17 protein-coding genes and 1 tRNA gene are annotated in these 18,178 nt (G+C 71.2%); 13 read left to right on the top strand and 5 right to left on the bottom strand.

The features are described from left to right. Nucleotides 1-73: 73 nt before the first annotated feature. Nucleotides 74-1,876 carry an HAD family acid phosphatase gene (locus FJ657_RS16550; protein ID WP_255447407.1) on the bottom strand — a complete coding sequence of 601 codons (1,803 nt, stop codon included), beginning with the start codon at nt 1,874-1,876 and terminating at the stop codon, nt 74-76. A gap of 280 nt (nt 1,877-2,156) precedes the next feature. On the opposite strand from FJ657_RS16550, the gene FJ657_RS16555 reads away from it, so the two are divergent. Next, nucleotides 2,157-2,678, top strand: a complete 522-nt coding sequence (locus tag FJ657_RS16555; protein ID WP_141164808.1) for a hypothetical protein — start codon at nt 2,157-2,159, stop codon at nt 2,676-2,678. A 68-nt stretch (nt 2,679-2,746) separates the two neighbouring features. Beyond that, a tRNA-Ser gene (locus tag FJ657_RS16560) sits at nt 2,747-2,836 on the top strand. Nucleotides 2,837-2,896: 60 nt separating this feature from the next. Here FJ657_RS16560 and FJ657_RS16565 read toward each other — a convergent pair. Then, a complete protein-coding gene (locus FJ657_RS16565) occupies nt 2,897-3,838 on the bottom strand; it encodes a LysR family transcriptional regulator (protein WP_141164809.1) in 942 nt (313 codons plus the stop codon). Between the two features lie 107 nt (nt 3,839-3,945). Here FJ657_RS16565 and FJ657_RS16570 point away from each other — a divergent pair, with 107 nt between their 5' ends. From FJ657_RS16570 to FJ657_RS16605, 8 genes are all read left to right on the top strand, one after another. Then, on the top strand, nt 3,946-4,659 hold the full coding sequence (locus tag FJ657_RS16570; protein WP_141164810.1) for an SDR family NAD(P)-dependent oxidoreductase: 714 nt from the start codon (nt 3,946-3,948) through the stop codon (nt 4,657-4,659). Next, nucleotides 4,656-5,381 carry an SDR family NAD(P)-dependent oxidoreductase gene (locus FJ657_RS16575; RefSeq protein WP_141164811.1) on the top strand — a complete coding sequence of 242 codons (726 nt, stop codon included), beginning with the start codon at nt 4,656-4,658 and terminating at the stop codon, nt 5,379-5,381. Before FJ657_RS16570 ends, FJ657_RS16575 begins: the two co-directional genes overlap by 4 nt. A gap of 63 nt (nt 5,382-5,444) precedes the next feature. After that, complete coding sequence (locus FJ657_RS16580; RefSeq protein WP_141164812.1) at nt 5,445-6,305, top strand: transporter substrate-binding domain-containing protein; 861 nt, start codon at nt 5,445-5,447, stop codon at nt 6,303-6,305. Between the two features lie 80 nt (nt 6,306-6,385). Beyond that, nucleotides 6,386-7,171, top strand: coding sequence for an amino acid ABC transporter ATP-binding protein (locus FJ657_RS16585; protein WP_141164813.1), 786 nt, complete (start codon nt 6,386-6,388; stop codon nt 7,169-7,171). 1 nt (nt 7,172) lies between these two features. Continuing rightward, nucleotides 7,173-7,814, top strand: a complete 642-nt coding sequence (locus FJ657_RS16590) for an amino acid ABC transporter permease (RefSeq protein WP_141164814.1) — start codon at nt 7,173-7,175, stop codon at nt 7,812-7,814. Beyond that, complete coding sequence (locus FJ657_RS16595) at nt 7,814-8,458, top strand: amino acid ABC transporter permease (protein ID WP_141164815.1); 645 nt, start codon at nt 7,814-7,816, stop codon at nt 8,456-8,458. The genes FJ657_RS16590 and FJ657_RS16595 overlap by 1 nt, the downstream gene beginning before the upstream one ends. Beyond that, on the top strand, nt 8,455-9,276 hold the full coding sequence (locus tag FJ657_RS16600) for an aspartate/glutamate racemase family protein (RefSeq protein ID WP_141164816.1): 822 nt from the start codon (nt 8,455-8,457) through the stop codon (nt 9,274-9,276). Before FJ657_RS16595 ends, FJ657_RS16600 begins: the two co-directional genes overlap by 4 nt. Beyond that, the gene (locus tag FJ657_RS16605) at nt 9,273-10,604 is read left to right on the top strand and encodes a flavin-containing monooxygenase (protein WP_141164817.1); all 1,332 of its coding nucleotides are present in this window, start codon (nt 9,273-9,275) and stop codon (nt 10,602-10,604) included. The genes FJ657_RS16600 and FJ657_RS16605 overlap by 4 nt, the downstream gene beginning before the upstream one ends. 132 nt (nt 10,605-10,736) lie before the next feature. Here FJ657_RS16605 and FJ657_RS16610 read toward each other — a convergent pair whose 3' ends face one another. Then, entirely contained in the window at nt 10,737-11,258 is a 522-nt protein-coding gene (locus tag FJ657_RS16610) for an adenine phosphoribosyltransferase (protein WP_141164818.1), read from the bottom strand. A gap of 270 nt (nt 11,259-11,528) precedes the next feature. On the opposite strand from FJ657_RS16610, the gene FJ657_RS16615 reads away from it, so the two are divergent. Beyond that, on the top strand, nt 11,529-14,306 hold the full coding sequence (locus FJ657_RS16615; RefSeq protein ID WP_141164819.1) for an Ig-like domain repeat protein: 2,778 nt from the start codon (nt 11,529-11,531) through the stop codon (nt 14,304-14,306). Between the two features lie 72 nt (nt 14,307-14,378). Here FJ657_RS16615 and FJ657_RS16620 read toward each other — a convergent pair whose 3' ends face one another. Together FJ657_RS16620 and FJ657_RS16625 are read right to left on the bottom strand one after the other, a co-directional pair. Then, nucleotides 14,379-15,383, bottom strand: coding sequence for a zinc-binding dehydrogenase (locus tag FJ657_RS16620; protein WP_141164820.1), 1,005 nt, complete (start codon nt 15,381-15,383; stop codon nt 14,379-14,381). Between the two features lie 59 nt (nt 15,384-15,442). Then, a complete protein-coding gene (locus FJ657_RS16625; protein WP_219995948.1) occupies nt 15,443-15,988 on the bottom strand; it encodes a cupin domain-containing protein in 546 nt (181 codons plus the stop codon). Between the two features lie 57 nt (nt 15,989-16,045). Here FJ657_RS16625 and FJ657_RS16630 point away from each other — a divergent pair, with 57 nt between their 5' ends. Together FJ657_RS16630 and FJ657_RS16635 are read left to right on the top strand one after the other, a co-directional pair. Continuing rightward, nucleotides 16,046-17,104, top strand: coding sequence for an ABC transporter permease (locus tag FJ657_RS16630; protein WP_141164821.1), 1,059 nt, complete (start codon nt 16,046-16,048; stop codon nt 17,102-17,104). Between the two features lie 68 nt (nt 17,105-17,172). Then, nucleotides 17,173-18,153, top strand: a complete 981-nt coding sequence (locus tag FJ657_RS16635) for a sugar ABC transporter substrate-binding protein (RefSeq protein ID WP_141164822.1) — start codon at nt 17,173-17,175, stop codon at nt 18,151-18,153. Nucleotides 18,154-18,178: the final 25 nt, after the last annotated feature.

Below are 18,178 nucleotides of genomic sequence, written 5' to 3' on the forward strand. Positions count from 1 at the left end.
GGAAGCGGGCAACTCGGGATACTGCACGGGGCGGATGGGCGGATGCGGTCGCCGCCCGCGAGCCCCGCCCCGCCTACGGCAGGTAGTACGTCGGGTTCGGCAGCTTCACCGCGCTGAGCGACGATCCGCCGAGCAGGTCGCTGAACTGATCGCCGAAGTTCGCGACGATCGTGTACTTGCCGCCGTCACGCGACTGCACGTGCGCGCGCGTCTGCGACTTGTACTCGACGGTCGTGCACTTCGCGGCGGCGCAGCGGATATACGACGGCTGCTGCGAGGCTCCGACGCCCGTCCACTTCGTGTAGTAGTTAGCGGCCGTGAATCCGGAGTAGCCGACCTTCGCCAGGTTGGCGATCGTCGCATCCTTCTGGTCGTCGTTGCGGCCCGTCAGCCCGACGATCGTGCAGCCGGCTTTCTTCGCGATCGAGACGAGCGACTGCATGCTCGGCGTGGCCGGGAAGCGCTGCTCCTGCACCCAGACGTCCTGCTTCGCGGGGTCGAAGACGAACTTCATGTCGGCGACCTCCATGTCGTAGGTCCACAGGGTGGTGTCGTCGGCATCCAGCACGATCGCCGGGTTCTTGTGCAGCTTCGACCCGAGGTAGCAGGCAGCCGCGACGCGGGGGATCTGCTTCGACACGATGGAGCGCATCTCGCGGATGTAGGGCGAGTCGGCCTTGTTCGCGATGCCCGTGCCGGGGTCGCCGTAGTAGGCGTAGATCGTCGACTTGACGCTGTCGATGTTCGGGATGCCCTCGCCGCCCTGCGTCGCGCCGCTCGATCCGTCGGCCGCCATCGTGAAGGTCGAGCGCGGCGCCAGGTTCGGCTCGCTCACGCCCGGGAGGTTCGCCGACGGCAGGTAGTAGGTCGGGTTCGGCAGCTTCAGCGTGCGCTCGGCGTAGCCGCCCTGCAGGTCGCTGAACTGGTCGCCGATGTTGAGCGTGATCGTGTAGCCGAGGTCCTGCTCGATGTGCTTGCGGGTGCCGGCCTTGAACTCGACCGTCGTGCACTTCGCGATGGCGCAGCTGATGTACGAGGGCTGCTGGGATGCGCCCACGCCGGTCCACTTGGTGAAGAAGTTCTCGGCGGTGAAGCCCTCGTAGCCGAGCTTGTCGAGGTTGCCGATCGTCGCGGACTTCTGGTCGTCGTTGCGGCCGGTCACGCCGAAGATCGTGAACCCGAGATCGTGGGCGGCGTTGACGTAGGCGAGCATGCCCGGGGTCGCGGGGAAGCGCTGCGCCTGCACCCAGACGTCCTGCTCGGCGGGGGTGAAGACGAACTTCATGTCGCCCACCTCCATGTCGTAGGTCATGAGGGTGGTGTCGTCGGAGTCGAACACGATCGCGGGCTTCTGGCCGGCGGCGATCGCGGCGTCGTAGGCGGGCTTCAGCTTCGCGGTCTCCGCGGCGGTGAGCGCATCCATCTCGCGGATGTAGGGGGAGTCGGTCTTGTTCGCGATGCCCGTGCCGGGGTCGCCGTAGTAGGTCGCGATCGTCTTCTTCACGACGTCGATGTTCGGGATGCCCTCGCCGCCCTGCGTCGTGCCGCTCGAGCCGTCGGGCTTCATCGTGAACCGGGTGCGCGGGGTGAGCGTGCGGTCGTCCACGCCCCAGCCGGCGCCGCCGGACCAGGGCCTGCTGCCGTTGCCCGAGCCGCCGCCCTGCCACCCGTACCCGCCCGAGCCGTACCCGCCGCCTCCGCTCCCGCCTCCCTGGTCGGCGCCGTGCGCCTGGGCGGCGGTCGCGCCGGTGAGCGCGGCGCCGAGGCCGAGCGCGACGGCCGCGGCGACGGCGATGCCGCGGCGGGCGCGGTTCGCGCCGCCCGTGCGGCTCGCGTGGGCTTCGGTGGCGGATGAGTGGGATCGGACGAACGTCACGGAGCTCTCCCTGAGTCGGCCCCGCGTGCGCGCGGGACTCTGCCGGTGATGTGGTGGGTGTGGCCGGCGTTCGACGGGCGCGCGCCGAGCGGGAGGTCGGGGCCGTGCAGTGGCGGCGGCATCGCTCGGGTGGCCCCCCGAACGGGGGACGGATCGAACTTAGACCCGCGGACGCATCCGCGTCGAGGGGTGGATGCGCGCCGTGCGCATCGAGGGCGGCTAGGTTCGGGATGTGGAGCAGAACTCGGCATTCGGTGCAGCGCGGCCGCGAGCGGATCGGGTGCGCCGCGATCGCATCGCGCTGATCTCGGTGCTCGCCGCTCTGCTGCTGGTCGTGCTGGTGCTGGCGGCGTTCTTCGCCGACGCCGCGCGCAAGAACCAGCTCGAGCACGGCTCCGGCGGGGCGGACGGGTCCGCCGTCCGTGTCAGCGTCTGGCGTGCGGTGACCGGGTACACGGACCCGATCCACGCCTACCTGCGGCAGTCGCGCGGCTTCCCGATCGACGCCGCGACCGACGGCCTCGTGGGCGGCACCGTCTCGCTCGCCGAGCTGCGCCGTGCCGGTGCCGGCATCTCCTACGGCGAGGCGGATGCCGCCGATGACGCGACCCGCATCCCCGCCCTCATCGCCGTCGGCGGCGAGACCCCGACGCACACCTGCTTCACCGTGATGCTCGAGCGCGAGCCGGTGACGCACGCGCTCACCGACTGGTCGTTCGACGAGCGCCCCTGCAGCGCGCCGGAGGCGAAGGCCGCCGGCGCGGGATCGCGGGAGGTCGGCATCCGCGCCTTCGACGGCTGAGGCGTCGCCTCGAGCGGTGCAGCGACCGTGGTCACGACCACCCTCCGGTCTGGGCTAGACTCGTCGGCGGTACCGTGTCCGAGCGGCCGAAGGAGCATGTCTCGAAAACATGTGATGGTGCAAGCCATCCGTGGGTTCAAATCCCACCGGTACCGCCAGCCGAAAGGCCCCGATCCTCACGAGGTTCGGGGCCTTTCGCATGTCCGCAGCGGGTGCCGCTATGCCGCGCCGCCCGTCGTGGCGCCCGTGGTCGTGGCGATGCGCTGCAGCACCCGGTGGGCGAGCCGCACGAACTGCGCGGTCGCCGGCGACATCGTGCCGTCGCGTCGGGTGATGAAGGCGTAGTGCTCGGTGATGGGCGGGTCGAGGGGCGCCCAGCTCAGTCCGCGCGACTCGATGATCGAGCGGCCGACGTGGTACGAGACGAGAGAGTCGCCGACGCCCTGGGCGGCGAGCTCGAGCGCGTGGGTCTGGAACTCGACCTCGATCAGGGGCACCAGCTCGAGCCCGGCCTGCTGCGCGCGCGTCGTCAGGAGGACGCGCAGCGGGTCGTCGTTCGACCAGCGCGCCTCGGAGAGGATGAGCGGTCGGGTCGCGAGCGTCGAGATGTCGACCGGCGCCGCGGCGCGCTCCGGGTCGGTCGTGACGTAGACGACCTGATCGGCGAACACCGACGGGGTCAGCAGCAGCTCGCGGTCGTCGATCGGCAGCTGCACGATCCCGGCCTCGAGGCGGCCGTCGCGCACGGCGTCGGCGACCTCGGCCGAGTTCAGTCCGGTCACCTGGATGCGCACCGACGGGTGCAGGGCATGGAACTCGCGGATGAGATCGGTGAGCAGGTAGAGGTGCGCGCTGTTGAAGGTGCCGAACGAGACGGTGCCCTCCTCGAGGGTCTGCACGCGGCGGCTCATCTCGGTGAAGGACCGCATCTCGGCGAGTGCCCGCTCGGCGATCGGCAGCAGCTGCTTGCCGGTGTCGGTGAGCAGGAGGCGCCTAGAGGTGCGTGTGAAAAGCGCTGATCCGAGCGACTTCTCGAGCACGGCGATCTGCTCCGAGAGGCTCGGCTGAGCGATGTGCTGCTCGGCGGCGGCCCCCGCGAAGGTGCCGATGCGCGCGGCGGCGACGAAGTACTGGAGCTGGCGGACGGTCGGCAGCGGCATGACGCTCTCCTCAAGGCTGAGCCTGTGGCTGACCTCGACATTAGAGCGTTGTTCCTTGATTCCGGAACTGCTGAAGTGAGGTCACTCCAGCACGAAGGGCCTCGCACATGCAGCACAAGGGAACCGCGATCGTCACCGGCGCCGCGTCGGGAATGGGTCTCTCCACCGTCGCCGCCTACCTCCAGCGCGGCTGGACGGTCGTCGGCATCGACATCGCCTTCCCGAACGAGATCGATCCGCTCGAGGGAGAGTTCGTGCCCGTCGTCGCCGATGTGCGCGACCGCGCCGCCCTCGAGGCCGCGATCGACGGGGCGCTCGCCCCGGGCCAGCGCATCGACGCCGTCGCGAACATCGCCGGCGTCTACCCGCCCACGACCCTCGCCAGCTACGACGAAGCGCTCTACCGTCGCATCTTCGACATCAACGTGCTCGGAGTCGTCAACGTGATCGCCGCCGCGCGGCCGCGTCTCGGCGACGGGTCGGCGGTCGTCAACTTCGCCTCCGTCGACGCTTTCACGGTCTCTCCGGGGCAGCTGCTCTACGGCGCCTCCAAGGCCGCGGTCGTCATGCTCACCAAGACGATCGCGCTCGAGCTCGCTCCCGCCGGCATCCGCGTCAACGGCATCGCGCCGGGCTGGGTCGCGACGCCCGGCAACGCCGCGACGGGGCGGATGGATGCGGCGGCCGCCTCGATCCCGCTCGGTCGCGTGGCGCAGCCCGAGGAGATCGCCGATTGGGTGTGGCAGCTGACCGATCCCGAGCGCGTCGCGTTCATGACGGGCGAGACGATCGTGCTCTCCGGCGGGGATGTCATGCGATGAGCGGCCCCGTGGTCATCATCGTCACCGGCGCCGCGCGCGGCCAGGGCGCCGCGCACGCGGCGCAGGTCGGCCGCCCGGGCGTGCGCGTCATCCTCACCGACGTGCTCGATGACGACGGCGAGCGCACCGCGGCCGTGCTCCGGGCCTCCGGCGTGGATGCGGTCTACCGCCACCTCGACGTCGGCTCGGAGGAGGACTGGGCGGCGCTCGCCGCCGACCTCGCCGCCGAGAAGGCGGTCGTGCGCGGGCTCGTCAACAACGCCGGCATCCTGCGTCACGCGACCATCGCCGACACCACGCTCGACGCCTGGCAGCTGCAGGAGCGCGTCAACCTGCACGGCACCTTCCTCGGCATCCGCGCCATCGCGCCGCTGCTCGTCGTGAGCGGGGGCGCGATCGTGAACGTCGCCTCGACCGCCGCCATGTCGGGCGCGTCGGGGTACGCCGCCTACTCGGCGACGAAGGCCGCCGTGATCGCGCTGACCCGCGTCGCCGCGGTCGAGTACGCGCCGCGCGTGCGCGTCAACGTCATCTGCCCCGGTGGCGTCTCGACCTCGATGAACGACGACGAGCCCGCCGGCGGAACCAGCAGCGCCGCTCCGCTCGGCCGCCGCGCGAGCGTCGAGGAGATCTCCCCGCTCGTCGACTACCTGCTCTCGCCGGGGGCCTCGTTCGTCACCGGCTCCGTCTTCACCATCGACGGCGGTCTCACGGCCGCCTGAGTCCCGCACCACAGCTCCGCTGCACCACACCACAACCCGACCCTCACGGAAACGAGAAGATCCATGAACACAGCTCTCCGCCCGCTGGCCGCGCTGGTCGCGGTCGGGATCGTCGCCGCGGCGCTCGCCGGATGCTCGAGCTCGCCCGCCTCCACCGTCGCCTCCGACTGCAAGCCGGCCGACGCCGGACTCACCACCTTCACGAAGGGGACGCTGACCGTCGGCGTGCCCGAGAACATGCCCTACACGAAGAACGAGGGCAGCGATGCGAGCGGCATCGAGATCGACCTGCTCAAGAAGATGGCGAAGGCCGAGTGCCTCGACATCGCCTTCGTTCCGATCACCTACGCCAACGGCATCCCGATGATCACCGAGCAGAAGAAGACCGACGTCATCTCGGGCGGCTGGTACGTGACCGCCGATCGCGCCAAGCAGGTTGGTTTCACCTCGCCCACCATGTACGACACGATGGGCATCGTCTCGGCCTCGGGCGCCAGCACGGTCAAGGAGCTGGAGAGCATCGGCCAGGTCGGCAGCGGCGCCGGCTTCTCGTGGGAGAAGGACATGTCGGCGATCCTCGGCTCGAAGTTCACCAACTACCCGGGCACCATCGAGATGAAGCAGGACATGCAGAGCGGCCGCATCAAGGCCGCGCTCGACGGCTACGCCGTGGCGGTCGCCGCCTACGCCGACACCGACTTCAAGGTCGAGCCCGTGAAGTCCGACCCGCGCGTCGCCATCACGACCGAGAAGCCGCAGATCGCGTTCCCGGTCGACCCCGACAACACGAAGCTCTCCGACGCCCTCAGCAAGCTCATCGACGGCTACCGCGAAGACGGCACGCTGACGAAGCTCCTCGCCGACTACGACCTGCCGGCCGAGCTGCTCGTGCCGGCCGACGTCGCCGCGAAGTCCATCCGCTGAACGACCGGGGTGCCGGCCGCCGCCGTGCGGCGCCGGCCGGCACCCCGCCTGCATCGCCCTCCACCGCGTCAGGAGAACCCATGAACGCCCCACTGATCACCTCGTCGCTCGAGCTCGCCACCGCCGGGGTCGAGATCTCGCACCTGTCGAAGAGCTTCGGCTCGCACCTCGTGCTCGACGACATCTCGATGAGCGTCGAACCCGGCAGCGTGACCGCGCTCATCGGCCCCTCCGGCTCGGGCAAGAGCACTCTGCTGCGCTGCGTCAATCTGCTCGAGACGCCGGATGCCGGCACCGTCACGGTCGGCTCGCAGACCATCACGGCGGGCCAGCCGGTCAAGGATCGCGACCTGCTCGCGCTGCGCCGGCAGGTCGGCATGGTGTTCCAGTCGTTCAACCTCTTCCCCCACTTCAGCGTGCTGCGCAACGTCGCGTTCCCGCAGGAGCGGGTGCTCGGCCGCAGCCGCGAGGAAGCCGAGGCGCGGGCGCTGACGCTGCTCGAGCGCGTCGGGCTCAAGGAGAAGGCGCACCAGCATCCGGCCCGCTGCTCCGGCGGCCAGCAGCAGCGCATCGCGATCGCGCGGGCGCTCGCTCTGGAGCCGAGCGCCATGCTCTTCGACGAGCCGACCAGCGCACTCGACCCGGAGGTCGGCGTCGAGGTGCTCGCGGTCATGCGCGAGCTGGCCAGCGCGGGCATGACGATGATCGTGGTCACCCACGAGATGCAGTTCGCGCGCGAGGTCGGCGACCACCTCGTCGTCATGGCGGACGGGCGCATCATCGAGGAGGGCGTGCCGGCCGAGATCATGGCCGCGCCGAAGGAGGAGCGCACCCGCCGCTTCCTCAGCGCCGTACTGGAGCGCTGACATGGGTGACGCTCTCGTCGCGATCCTGCTCGGTCTGCCGATGACGCTGCTCGTCACCGCGGCCTCGTTCGCGATCGGCCTGGTCGGCGGCGTGCCGCTGCTGCTGGGGCTGCGCTCGCGCATCCGTTTCGTGCGTCTCGCGGTGCGCCTCGTGATCGACCTGATCCGCGGAGTGCCGCCGATCGTCTGGCTCTTCCTGCTCTACTTCGGCATCGCGATCGGCAGCTTCCGCTTCAACTCGCTCGTGGCGGCGATCGTCGGGCTCGGGGTCATCTCGAGCGCCTACCTCGCCGAGATCTACCGCGGCGGATTCGCGACGCTGCCGCGCGGCCAGTTCGAGGCGGCGCAGGCCCTCGGCCTCGGGCGCGCCACGACCCTCGGTCGCGTGCTCGCCCCGCAGGCGCTGCGCACCGCGCTGCCGTCGATGGCGACGTTCCTGCTGTCGCTGCTCAAGGACTCCTCGATCGCGTCGACGATCGGCGTGACCGAGATGGTGACCGCCGCGACCGTCTTCGCCCGGCAGAACACCGCGACGGCCGGGATCGTGCCGTTCTTCCTCGCGGCGGCCGTCTACTTCGCCCTGAGCATCCCCGTCGCCGTGTTCGCGCGCCGGCTCGACACCCGACTGCGGAAGGCGCTCTGATGTCTCTCGTCGACTACCTGCCCCAGCTCGGCCGGGGCCTGCTGCTCAGCCTGCAGCTCACCGCGCTGTCGGTGCTGTTCGGCTACCTGATCGGACTCGTGCTCGCGCTCGGAGCCGCGTCGTCGAAGTGGTGGCTCAAGTGGCCCGCGATCGTCGTGGTCGAGATCGGCCGCGGCATCCCCGCCCTCGTCGTGCTGTACCTCATCTACTTCGGGCTGCCGTCGGTCGGCATCCTGTTCGAGAGCCTCGTCGCCGCCACGATCGGCCTCACCTTCACCGCGGCCGCGTACTCGTCGGAGATGATCCGCGCCGGGCTGCAGTCGGTGCCGCGCGGGCAGTTCGAGGCCGCCGCGGCGCTCGGGCTCGCCCGACGATCCACCTTCCTGCGGGTCGTGCTGCCGCAAGGGCTCCGCTCGTCGATCCCGGCGCTCATGGGCCTCGCGATCATGTCGTTCCAGGCGACCTCGCTCGCCTACTCGATCTCGGTTCCCGAGCTGATGAGCCAGGCGTATCAGGTGGGCAACCTGACCTTCCAGTACCTCGGGGTCTACGCGATCACGGGTCTGATCTACGCCGCGATCGCGGTTCCGGCGACCTGGCTCTCGGTCTGGGTCGAGCATCGGCTCGCGCGGGGTGCCGCATGATCGCGGAACGCCCGCCGGTCATCACCTGGATCGAGGCGACGCCCGGCGACCCCGCACTCGCGGGCACCTGGACGATGCTGGCCGAGGAGGTGGAGAAGCTCGCCCGCGGGCGCGCGGTCACCCGGCTCCGTCACGTCGCGATCGGCGCCGGCGGCATCCGCACCGCGCCGAACCGCCTGATGAGCGACGCCGCCATCCTCGCCGCCGCTCTCGAGTCCGATGACGACTCCGACGCGATGGTGATCGGATGCTGGGGAGCGCCGACCGAGGTCGTGCGCGCCGCGGTCGCTTCGCCGCTGACCTCGCTGCCCGACGGCAGCGTGCGCGCCGTGGCCAGCCTCGCCCGCCGCGCCGTGCTCGTCACCGTCTCGCCGACCCTCGTCCCGCTCTTCGCCGACGACCTGCGCCGACTCGGAGCGAGCGGCTTCCTCGAGACGGCGCCGGTGCGCGCCTGCGACCCCGAGTCGACGCCGGGCGACGTGCTCGAGGCGGTCACCGACCCCGAGGCGCTCATCGCCCGCTTCGACGCGGTCGCCCAGGGCGCCGTGCGCGACGGGGCGGATGCGATCGTCGTCGGCTGCGGCTACCTCGCCCCCATCTTCACCCGCCACGGCTACACCCACGTCGCCGGTCACCCCGATGTGCCGGTGCTCGACTGCAACCGGCTCGCCTTCGAGCACGCCCTGCTGCTGCTCGAGCTCGCGCGGGCCGGCATCGCCCCGACCCCGCGCGGCTACGTGCGACCCCGCGGCGACCGCGACGTCGCCCTGCGCGCCGCCGCCGCATCCCTCACCTCCGCTCGAAAGGACCACCCGTGACCCGCTACTGCGTGATCGGCGCCGGCGCCGCCGGCATCTCCGCCCTCCAGGCCCTGCGCGACGCCGGCCACGACGTCGACTGCTACGAGAAGACCGACAGGGTCGGCGGTCACTGGCACACCGACTACGACGCGCTGCACCTCATCACCTCGCGTGACATGACGCAGTTCGAGGGCTTCCCGATGCCGGAGGGCTACCCGCACTTCCCGCGGCGCGACGAGGTGCGCGCCTATCTCGAGTCGTTCGCCCGGCACCACGGGCAGTACGACGTGATCCGCTTCGGCACCGCCGTGCAGTCGGTCGTGCCGATCGCGACCGACGGCCCGGTCGGCTCGGCGGGATGGACGGTCACGCTCGACACGGGCGAGAGCGTCGACTACGACGGCGTCTTCGTCGCCAACGGGCACCTCTGGGATCAGAAGACCCCGCCCGTCTCACGCGACTTCACCGGAACGCAGGTGCACTCGGGCTCGTACCGCAACCCCGGTGACATCACCGGCTCGCGTGTGCTCGTCGTCGGCGCCGGCAACTCGGGGTGCGACCTGGCGGTGGATGCGGCGCAGCACCGCTTCGAGGTCGACATCGTCATCCGCGAGGGCACCTACTTCCAGCCCAAGACCTACTTCGGCGTTCCGCGTCAGGAGGTCGGCTGGATGGCGCAGTTCGCGCCGGAGGAGCAGGACCTGCTCTCGCGCCTGCTCGCGAAGGTCGTGATCGGCGAGGCGAAGGACTACCCGGGCATGCCCGAGCCGAAGCACCGCACGCTCGCCGACGGCAGCACGGTGGTCAACAGCCTGCTGCTGCACTGGATCCAGCACGGCCGTGTGCACGTGCGCCCCGGCATCGAGCGGATCGAAGGCACGACCGTGCACTTCGCCGACGGCACGAGCGGCGAGTACGACACGATCCTCTGGGCGACCGGCTTCCGCTCGAGCCTGCCGTTCCTCGACGACGCGCTCGTCGAGCGCCGCAACGGCGCCCCGCTGCGGTACGCCGGCGGCATCGTGCCGAAGGGGCTCGAGAAGCTGTACTACATCGGCATGGCGGCGCCGCGCGGCCCGCAGATCCCGGTCTACGGTGTGCAGTCGAAGCTGGCCCTACGCATGGTCGCCTTGCACGAAGCGGCGGATGGCGGCTTCGCCGGCGTCGCCGCCTACCTCGGTGGACTGCAAGACGACGACGATCGCATCGACATCGTCCGTGCCGTCTGGAACGAGCAGCTCGCCGACACCGAGCGCCTCCTCGACGCCTTCGCGTCGGCGCGCGGGGGCGCGGGCGCCCCGGTTGCCGGCGCGAGTGCCGCCGCCGATTCGGGGGCGGCCGCATGACGGCGTCGGATGCGGCGGTTCAGCAGGAGGCCGCCGCATCCGACCCGTCGCCGCCGACCGAGTCGGTCGTCATCCTCGGCTACAACTGAGGCACCGAGGTCGCGTCGGAATGCCGTCCGGCCCCGACCGTTTCTAGAGCGTCACGACCGCGTGAACGGGCGCCCCGAGCCGGGCCCGACCCGCGAGGTCGCTGAGCTCGAGGGCGACCGCCGTGCCGACGACCGACCAGTTCGCCGATTCGATCAGGCGATGCGCCGCGGCGAGCGTGCCGCCGGTCGCGAGCACGTCGTCGACGACCAGCACCCGGGTCGCCGGCGAGACCGTGTCGGCTCGCACCTCCAGGGTGTCGGTGCCGTACTCGAGCCCGTACCGCTCGCGCAGCACCGGCCCGGGGAGCTTGCCAGCCTTGCGCAGGAGCAGCGTCCCATGCCCGGTGCGTGCGGCGATCGCCGCCGCCAGGGGGAACCCCCGTGCCTCCACACCGGCCACGACGTCGTAGGCGCCGGCGAACGGTGCGGAGAGTGCGTCGGCCAGCGCGGCGAGTGCGGCACCGTCGGCGAGCACCGGCGAGATGTCGCGGAACATGATCCCCGGCTCGGGGAAGTCGGGGGTCTCGCGCATCAGCGCGCGCAGCAGTTCCGCGGCAGAGTCCATCACGGCAGGCTAAGCGAATGCGACCGACGGCGTCGGGGCCGCGCCACCCTTCGCCGTCGGCGAGCGGAGTCCGCCGGCGCATGCCGCGAGGGTAGTTCCGGACGACCGCGACGTCACCTGTTTCGGGGGTGGGTCGGGGCTCCTGACGGGCTCTCAGTTCGTGTGATACTCGACCAGCGTCGGCTTCTGGGCGGCATCCGATCGGGGGATGCCACGGCCGCGCGACATCGACAGCGGCGCCGGGGTGCTGCTGGTCTGGGGGGAACAGCAGTGACGATTTCATCCTGGTCGTCGCGCGGTGCAGCCGCGCTCGGCGCCATCCTTCTCGCCGCCGGAGGGGTCGCCGTCGTCGGCGTTCCGGCCTCCGCGGCGACGAGTCCGTGCCTCGACGGGTCGACCCCGGCGGCGCTCTCGAGCGTCTCCTGCGGCACGGCCGGCAACTACACGCTCACGGTCCCGGCCGGGACGACGGGTGTCGAGGTGACCGTGCGCGGCGGCGGCGGGGGAGCGGGCTACCCCGCGCGTTCGCACATCGGCGGCAACGCGGCCGAGGTGCGCGGCGATCTCACGCTTCCGGCCGGCACGGCCCACCTCTACGTCGTCGTCGGCGTCGCCGGAACCGGCGACAACCACGGCACCAGCGGCGGTGGCGGCGGTTCGGCCGTCATGGCGCTCGACGCCGGCCACAATCTGATCGCCAAGCTGGTGATCGCGGGCGGCGGCGGTGGTGGCGCCTACAACGGCGACGGCGGCAGCGCCGGACTCGCCGGCACGTCGGACAACGCTCAGGCTGTCTCCGGTCCGGGGAGCGCCGGCGTCGGCGCGGTCGGCGGCGCGGGCGGCACCGGCAACTACGCCGCCGGCACGGCGGGCGGTTCGAACAACGCCGGCGCCGCGACCGTCGCGGCGGGCGGAACCGGCGGGCTCCTGCCGAGCAGCGCTCGCGGCGGCGCGGGCGGCGGCGGGTATGCCGGTGGCGGTGGTGGCGGCGCCAGCACCCAGGGCATCCTCAACACGAACGTCGCGGGCGGCGGCGGCGGATCCTCGCTGGCCTCGGCCTACCTCGCGAACGCGAGCATCGGCCTTGCCGGCGGCACCGGCGGCGTGCAGCTTCCGGGTCTCGTCGCCGGCGACGGAGCGACCGGCTCGGTCACCCTCGCGTTCGACGGGCCGAAGGTCCCGGATGCGCCGAGGGGCGCCTCGGCCCTGGCGGGCGACCGTCAGGCGAGCGTCACGTTCACGGCTCCGGCCTCCGACGGCGGCTCGCCCATCACCGGCTACACCGTGACCGCCTCGCCCGGCGGCGTGACGGCGGCCTGCGCCGGTTCGCCCTGTGTCGTCACCGGACTCGTGAACGGCACCGACTACACGTTCCAGGTGCACGCCACCAACGCCAACGGCGACTCGGCCGAGTCGGCCGCCTCGGCGGCGGTGACGCCCTCGACCCTTCCGGGCGCGCCGACCATCGGGACGGCGACGGCGGGCGATGCCAGCGCATCCGTGACCTTCACGGCCCCCGCCGACAATGGCGGCGCCGCCGTCACGCAGTACACCGTGACCAGCGCTCCTGGCGGCCTCACGGGGAGCTGCGCGCAGTCGCCGTGCACCGTCACCGGACTGACGAACGGCGCCTCGTACGTCTTCACCGTCACGGCCACCAACCTGCGCGGCAACTCGCCGGCGTCGGGTGCATCCAACTCGGTGAAGCCCTTCGGCGTCGCTGGCGCTCCCGGCGCGGTGGCGGCCGAGGCATCCGACACCGCAGCCACGGTGACCTTCTCCGCCCCGGCGGCCGACGGCGGATCGGCGGTCACCGGCTACACCGTCACCAGCACGCCGGGCGGCATCCAGAAGAGCTGCGGCGCATCGCCGTGCACGGTCACGGGGTTGACGAACGGCACGAGCTACACCTTCACCGTGCACGCCGACAACGCCCGCGGAGCCTCGGCCGAGTCGACGCCGTCGAACGCCGTGACCCCGTTCGCGACCACGACGACCGCCGTCTCCGTCGCGACCGCGACGCCGACCGCGGGCACCCTCGTGCCGCTGGAGGCGACCGTGACCCCCTCGTCCGGCAGCGTGGCGAGCGTCGAGTTCTACGACGGCGCGACGCTGATCGGCTCCGCCCCGGTGGATGCCGGTACGGCGCGCCTCTCGGCCGACCTCGCCGCGGGTTCGCACCAGATCACGGCTCGGTTCGTCGGCGACGCGGCCTTCGCGTCCTCGACCTCGACCGCGACGACGGTGATCGTCGCCCCCGAGCCCACCACCACGACCGTCTCCGTCGCGTCGGACGAGCCGACCGCGGGCGCCCCGGTGGACCTCGAGGCGACGGTCTCGCCCTCCGAGGGCAGCGTCGCAGCGGTCGAGTTCTACGACGGCGACACGCTGCTCGACTCGGCTGCGGTGGATGCGGGAGTCGCCCGCGTCTCGGTCGTGCTGCCGGCGGGCGAGCGCCAGATCACGGCGCGCTTCGTCGGCGATGACGACTACGCGTCGTCGACCTCGGCGGCCGTCGCGGTCACGGTCGCGCGTCAGGAGTCGACGATCACGCTGGCCGTGCTCACGTCCGACCCGAACGCCGGCTCGCCCGTCACGCTCGAGGCGACCGTCACCCCGGGCGGCAGCACCGGCGACGTGGAGTTCTACGACGGCGAGACTCTGCTCGGCTCCGCTCCGCTCGAGAGCGGTGCGGCGCGGATGCGACTGCTCGCGCCGTCGAGCCGCGCGGTGCTCTCGGTCTCGCTCAGCGCCGGCGAGCACCGGCTGTCGGCGGTCTTCGCCGGTGACGGCCAGAGCCTCTCCTCCGTCTCGGACGCGGAGATCGTGCTGGTCGACGCCGCTCCCGTCACCCCGCCGGCAACCGGGACGCCGACCTCGCCGACCGGCGCGGTGACGCCGTCGACCGGGGCCGCCGCGCCTACGGCAACGCGCTCGTCGGCGCTCGCGTCGACCGGGTTCGACGGGACCCCGGCGCTCCTCGCGGCGCTGCTCCTCGTCGTCGCCGGCGTGGTGCTGCGCACCGCGCGACGACCGCGTCGCGACTGAATCGAGCACGACGACGGCGCCGCCGGAACGGGTCACCGTCCGGCGGCGCTGTCGTCCGGCGTCTCGACGGTGTCAGGGTCGCAGCAGCACCTTGCCGACGCGGCCCGGAGTGAGGGTGGCGCGCACCGCATCCCGGATCTCTTCCAGCGGATGGATCGCCGCGACCGGCAGGGTCAGTTTGCCCTCGGCGATGAGCCGGCCGAGCTCGCCGAAGAGCTGCCCGCGCAGCGCCGCATCCATGTCGCGGCTGACACGGCTGCCCCAGAATCCGGAGATCGTCAGCTGCCGGAAGATGATCGGGCCCGTCGGCAGGGCGACCTTGTCGGCATCCATCGCGCCGAACACGACCAGGTGCCCGCCGTCGCCGAGCGCCGACACGAGGTCGGCCGTCGACTCGCCGCCGACCGAATCGACGGCGGCCGTGATCGGGGCGCGGCCGGTCAGCGCGGCGACGCGATCGCGCCAGTCGTCGGGGCTGCCCGAGCCGTCGGCCGGGCCGCCATCGGTCGCGACGATGCCGGTGATGCCCTGCTGCGCGAGCTCGTCGACGGCGGCGGCTCGCCGCACGAGTCCGATGACGTGGATGCCGCGGTCGGCCGCGATCTGCGCCACCATCCGCCCGACGGCGCCGTTCGCGGCGTTCTGGATGAGCCAGTCGCCGGGCTTCAGGTCGAGCGAGTGCAGCAGGCTGATCGCGCTGAACGGCATCGCGACGAGCTGCGCGGCGGCCTCGTCGGGCAGGGCGTCGTCGACGGGGATGAGCGCCTTCGCCGGGGCCAGGAACTGCTCCGCCCACACGCCGAACACGCCGCCGGCCGCGACCCGCTGGCCGACCGCGAGCCCGGTCACGCCCTCGCCGAGCGCCTCGATCACCCCGACCGCCTCGGTGCCCGACGCCGCCGGCAGTACGGGCTTGAAGCCGTAGGTGCCGCGCACCGTCCACAGGTCGTGGTTGTGGATCGTCGCGAGCAGCAGCCGCACCAGCACCTGGCCGGGACCCGGCTCGGGCGTCGGGTGCTCGGTGACCTCGAGCACCTCGTCGGGCTCGGCGAAACGGTCGTGGGTGATGGCGCGCATGGGGCTCCTCGTGATTCTCAGGGCGCCACCCATCCAACTCCCCGACCCTGGATGCGGGGTCAGGCGGGCGCGCCGCCGCCCTCGCTCCAGGCGGGCTTGCCGCCCTCGGCGGTCGACGTGATGCTGCGGCCGATGATGAGAAAGCTCGCCTCCTCGACGGCGACGGGCGCATGCTGCACGCCCTGCGGCACGACGAAGAGCTGGCCCGGCTTGAGCCGAACGGCGCGCTCCTCGGGGTCGCGCAGTCGCACGGTGAGCTCGCCCGTCAGCACGAGGAAGACCTCGTCTTGGTCGTCGTGCTGGTGCCACTCGACCTCGCCGATGCCCTTGGCAACCTTGAACAGGCTACCGTTCGCGCTCGCCACCACCTGCTGCGACCAGAACTCATCGAGTCCCGTCGCCAGCGTCGCCAGATCGATCCCGTCGCTCATGCGCATCCTCTCGTCGCTGGTCGGCGTCCGCTTCGGGGCGCGGGCCATCGGCCGTGGTCGAGCCTGACGGATGCCGCGATCGTGCGCCAGGTCCAGCCGGACTGGCGTGGCCCCAGCCCGCGCGACGATCCGCGATCCGAGGCAGGTTTCGTCGATGTGCTTGACAGCTCGCATCCTGCTGTTTATGTTCTGCACAGAACAAAATCCGGATCGAGTCAGGCGAGGAACAACATGGTCTCTACAGATGCCGCGCGCAGCCGCCCCGGTCGCGCCGCCCACATCGAGCGCCTCCGTCGTTTCGGCCTATGGATCGTGCTCGTCGTGGTCGTCGTCGTGCTCGCCGTCGCGTCGCCGACGTTCCGAGACGTCGACAACCTGCTCAACGTGCTGCAGCAGAACTCGATCATCGGCATCGTCGCCTGCGGCATGGCGATCATGATGATCTCCGGCGGGTTCGACCTGTCGGTCGGCGCGATCGGAGCCAGCTCATCCGTGCTCGGAGCGGTCGTGGCCCAGGCCGGCGGCGGCGACGCGGCGATCCCCGCCGGTATCGGCATCGGCCTCCTGATCGGTGCGATCAACGGCTTCTTCGTCGCCCGTGTGCGCATCAACGCCTTCGTGACGACCTTCGCGATGGCGAGTGTCGTCGCGGGTCTGCTCTTCGTGGCGACCACGGCCCAGTCGACCGTAGCCAGTAGCCCGGCGATCGATCTGCTCGGCGCCGGCGCTGTCGGCCCCATTCCGATCGTGTTCCTGGTCTTCGTCGCAGCACTGCTCGTCGTGTGGCTGCTGCTGAGCCGCACGAAGTTCGGTCATTACGTCTACAGCGTCGGAGGCAACGCCGAGGCGAGCCGACTCTCCGGTGTGCCGGTGCAGGCCGTCCAGCTCCTCGCGTTCGTGCTCGGCGGAGGATTCGCCGGGCTCGGAGGGATCCTGCTGCTGGGTCAGACGCAGGTCGGTCAGCCGTCGGCTGCCGCCACCTGGCCGCTCAACGCGATCGCGATCTGCGTCGTCGGTGGAGTCGCGCTGACCGGCGGCGTGGGGCGCATCGCCGACGTCTTCGCCGCGACGCTGCTGCTCGGCGTGATCGCGAACGGACTCAACCAGCTCGATGTCTCCTCGTACTGGCAGCCCGCGGTGACCGGCGTCGTGATCCTCGGCGCCGTCATCCTCGACCAGATCAACCGTCGGCGCCGCAGCGCCGCCGTGCGTGCGGTCGACACCAGCACGCCCACCCTCGCGGCGGCCGTCGCGACCGAGGAGTCCGGTGTCCACCCGACCCTCCGCTGATCCCACGCCGACGACGTCGGCGGCTCGACCTCAGGCGCTCCACCCGATTCCCTGAACAAAGGACAACCATGAAGAGGCGTCACACCCCCGTCCGCACCGCAGCGGCCGGCATCTCGCTCCTCCTCGCCGTCGCCGTCACGCTGACGGGCTGCTCGAACGGAACGACCGGCAGCACCGACCACAAGTACGTCATCGGCGTCGCCGAGGCCTCGACCCAGATCCCATTCCTCGCGAAGCTCGACGAGTCGATCACGAAGCGTGCCGCGAAGTACGGCATCGAGACGGTCATCCTCGACGGAGCCTTCGACAACGCCAAGCAGGCCGCGAATGTCACGACGCTCGCCGGTCGCAAGGTCGACGCGCTGCTCGTGATCTCGTCGAGCCCCACCTCCGTCGTCGGGCCGATCAACGCCGCCAGCAAGAAGGGCATCCCCGTCTTCGCGGTGAACTCGCGACTCGACGACAAGGCCGACGTGATCACCTACGTCGGGGCATCGAACTTCGACTACGGCGTAGCTCAGGGCAAGCTGCTGCTCAAGGCGCTTCCGGACGGGGGCAAGATCGCGGTCATCCTCGGCCCGCTCGGCAACCCGGCGCAGGTCGACCGCCTCGCCGGCCTCGAGAAGGTGCTGAAGTCGCATCCCGAATTCGAGATCGTCGCCAAGCCGAGCGATGAGTTCGACAACGCCAAGAACCTCAGCGTCACGCAGGATCTGCTGAACAAGTACCCCGAGGGCGAGCTCGATGCGATCGTCGCGCAGGGGCCGCAGATGTACGTGGGAGCGAACTACGCGGTCAAGCAGGGCCGCACCGACGTCAAGATCATCGCCGCCGACTATCCGAAGCAGATCGAGGAGGCGATCACCAGCGGAGCCATCTACGGCACCGTCGATCAGAACCCGAAGACGCAGGGCGAGATCGCGGCGGACTACGCCTACTACTGGCTCACCGGCAAGAAGGACAAGGTCAAGAAGCCTGAGTTCATCACGCCGTTGCCTCTGGTGACCAAAGAGACCGTCGCCACCTATTCCTCGGTCTGGAGCTTCTAACTCCTGCCGCATCGACCGGTCCGGG

The sequence above is a fragment of the Schumannella soli genome (assembly GCF_006517435.1).
GTDB lineage: Bacteria > Actinomycetota > Actinomycetes > Actinomycetales > Microbacteriaceae > Schumannella > Schumannella soli.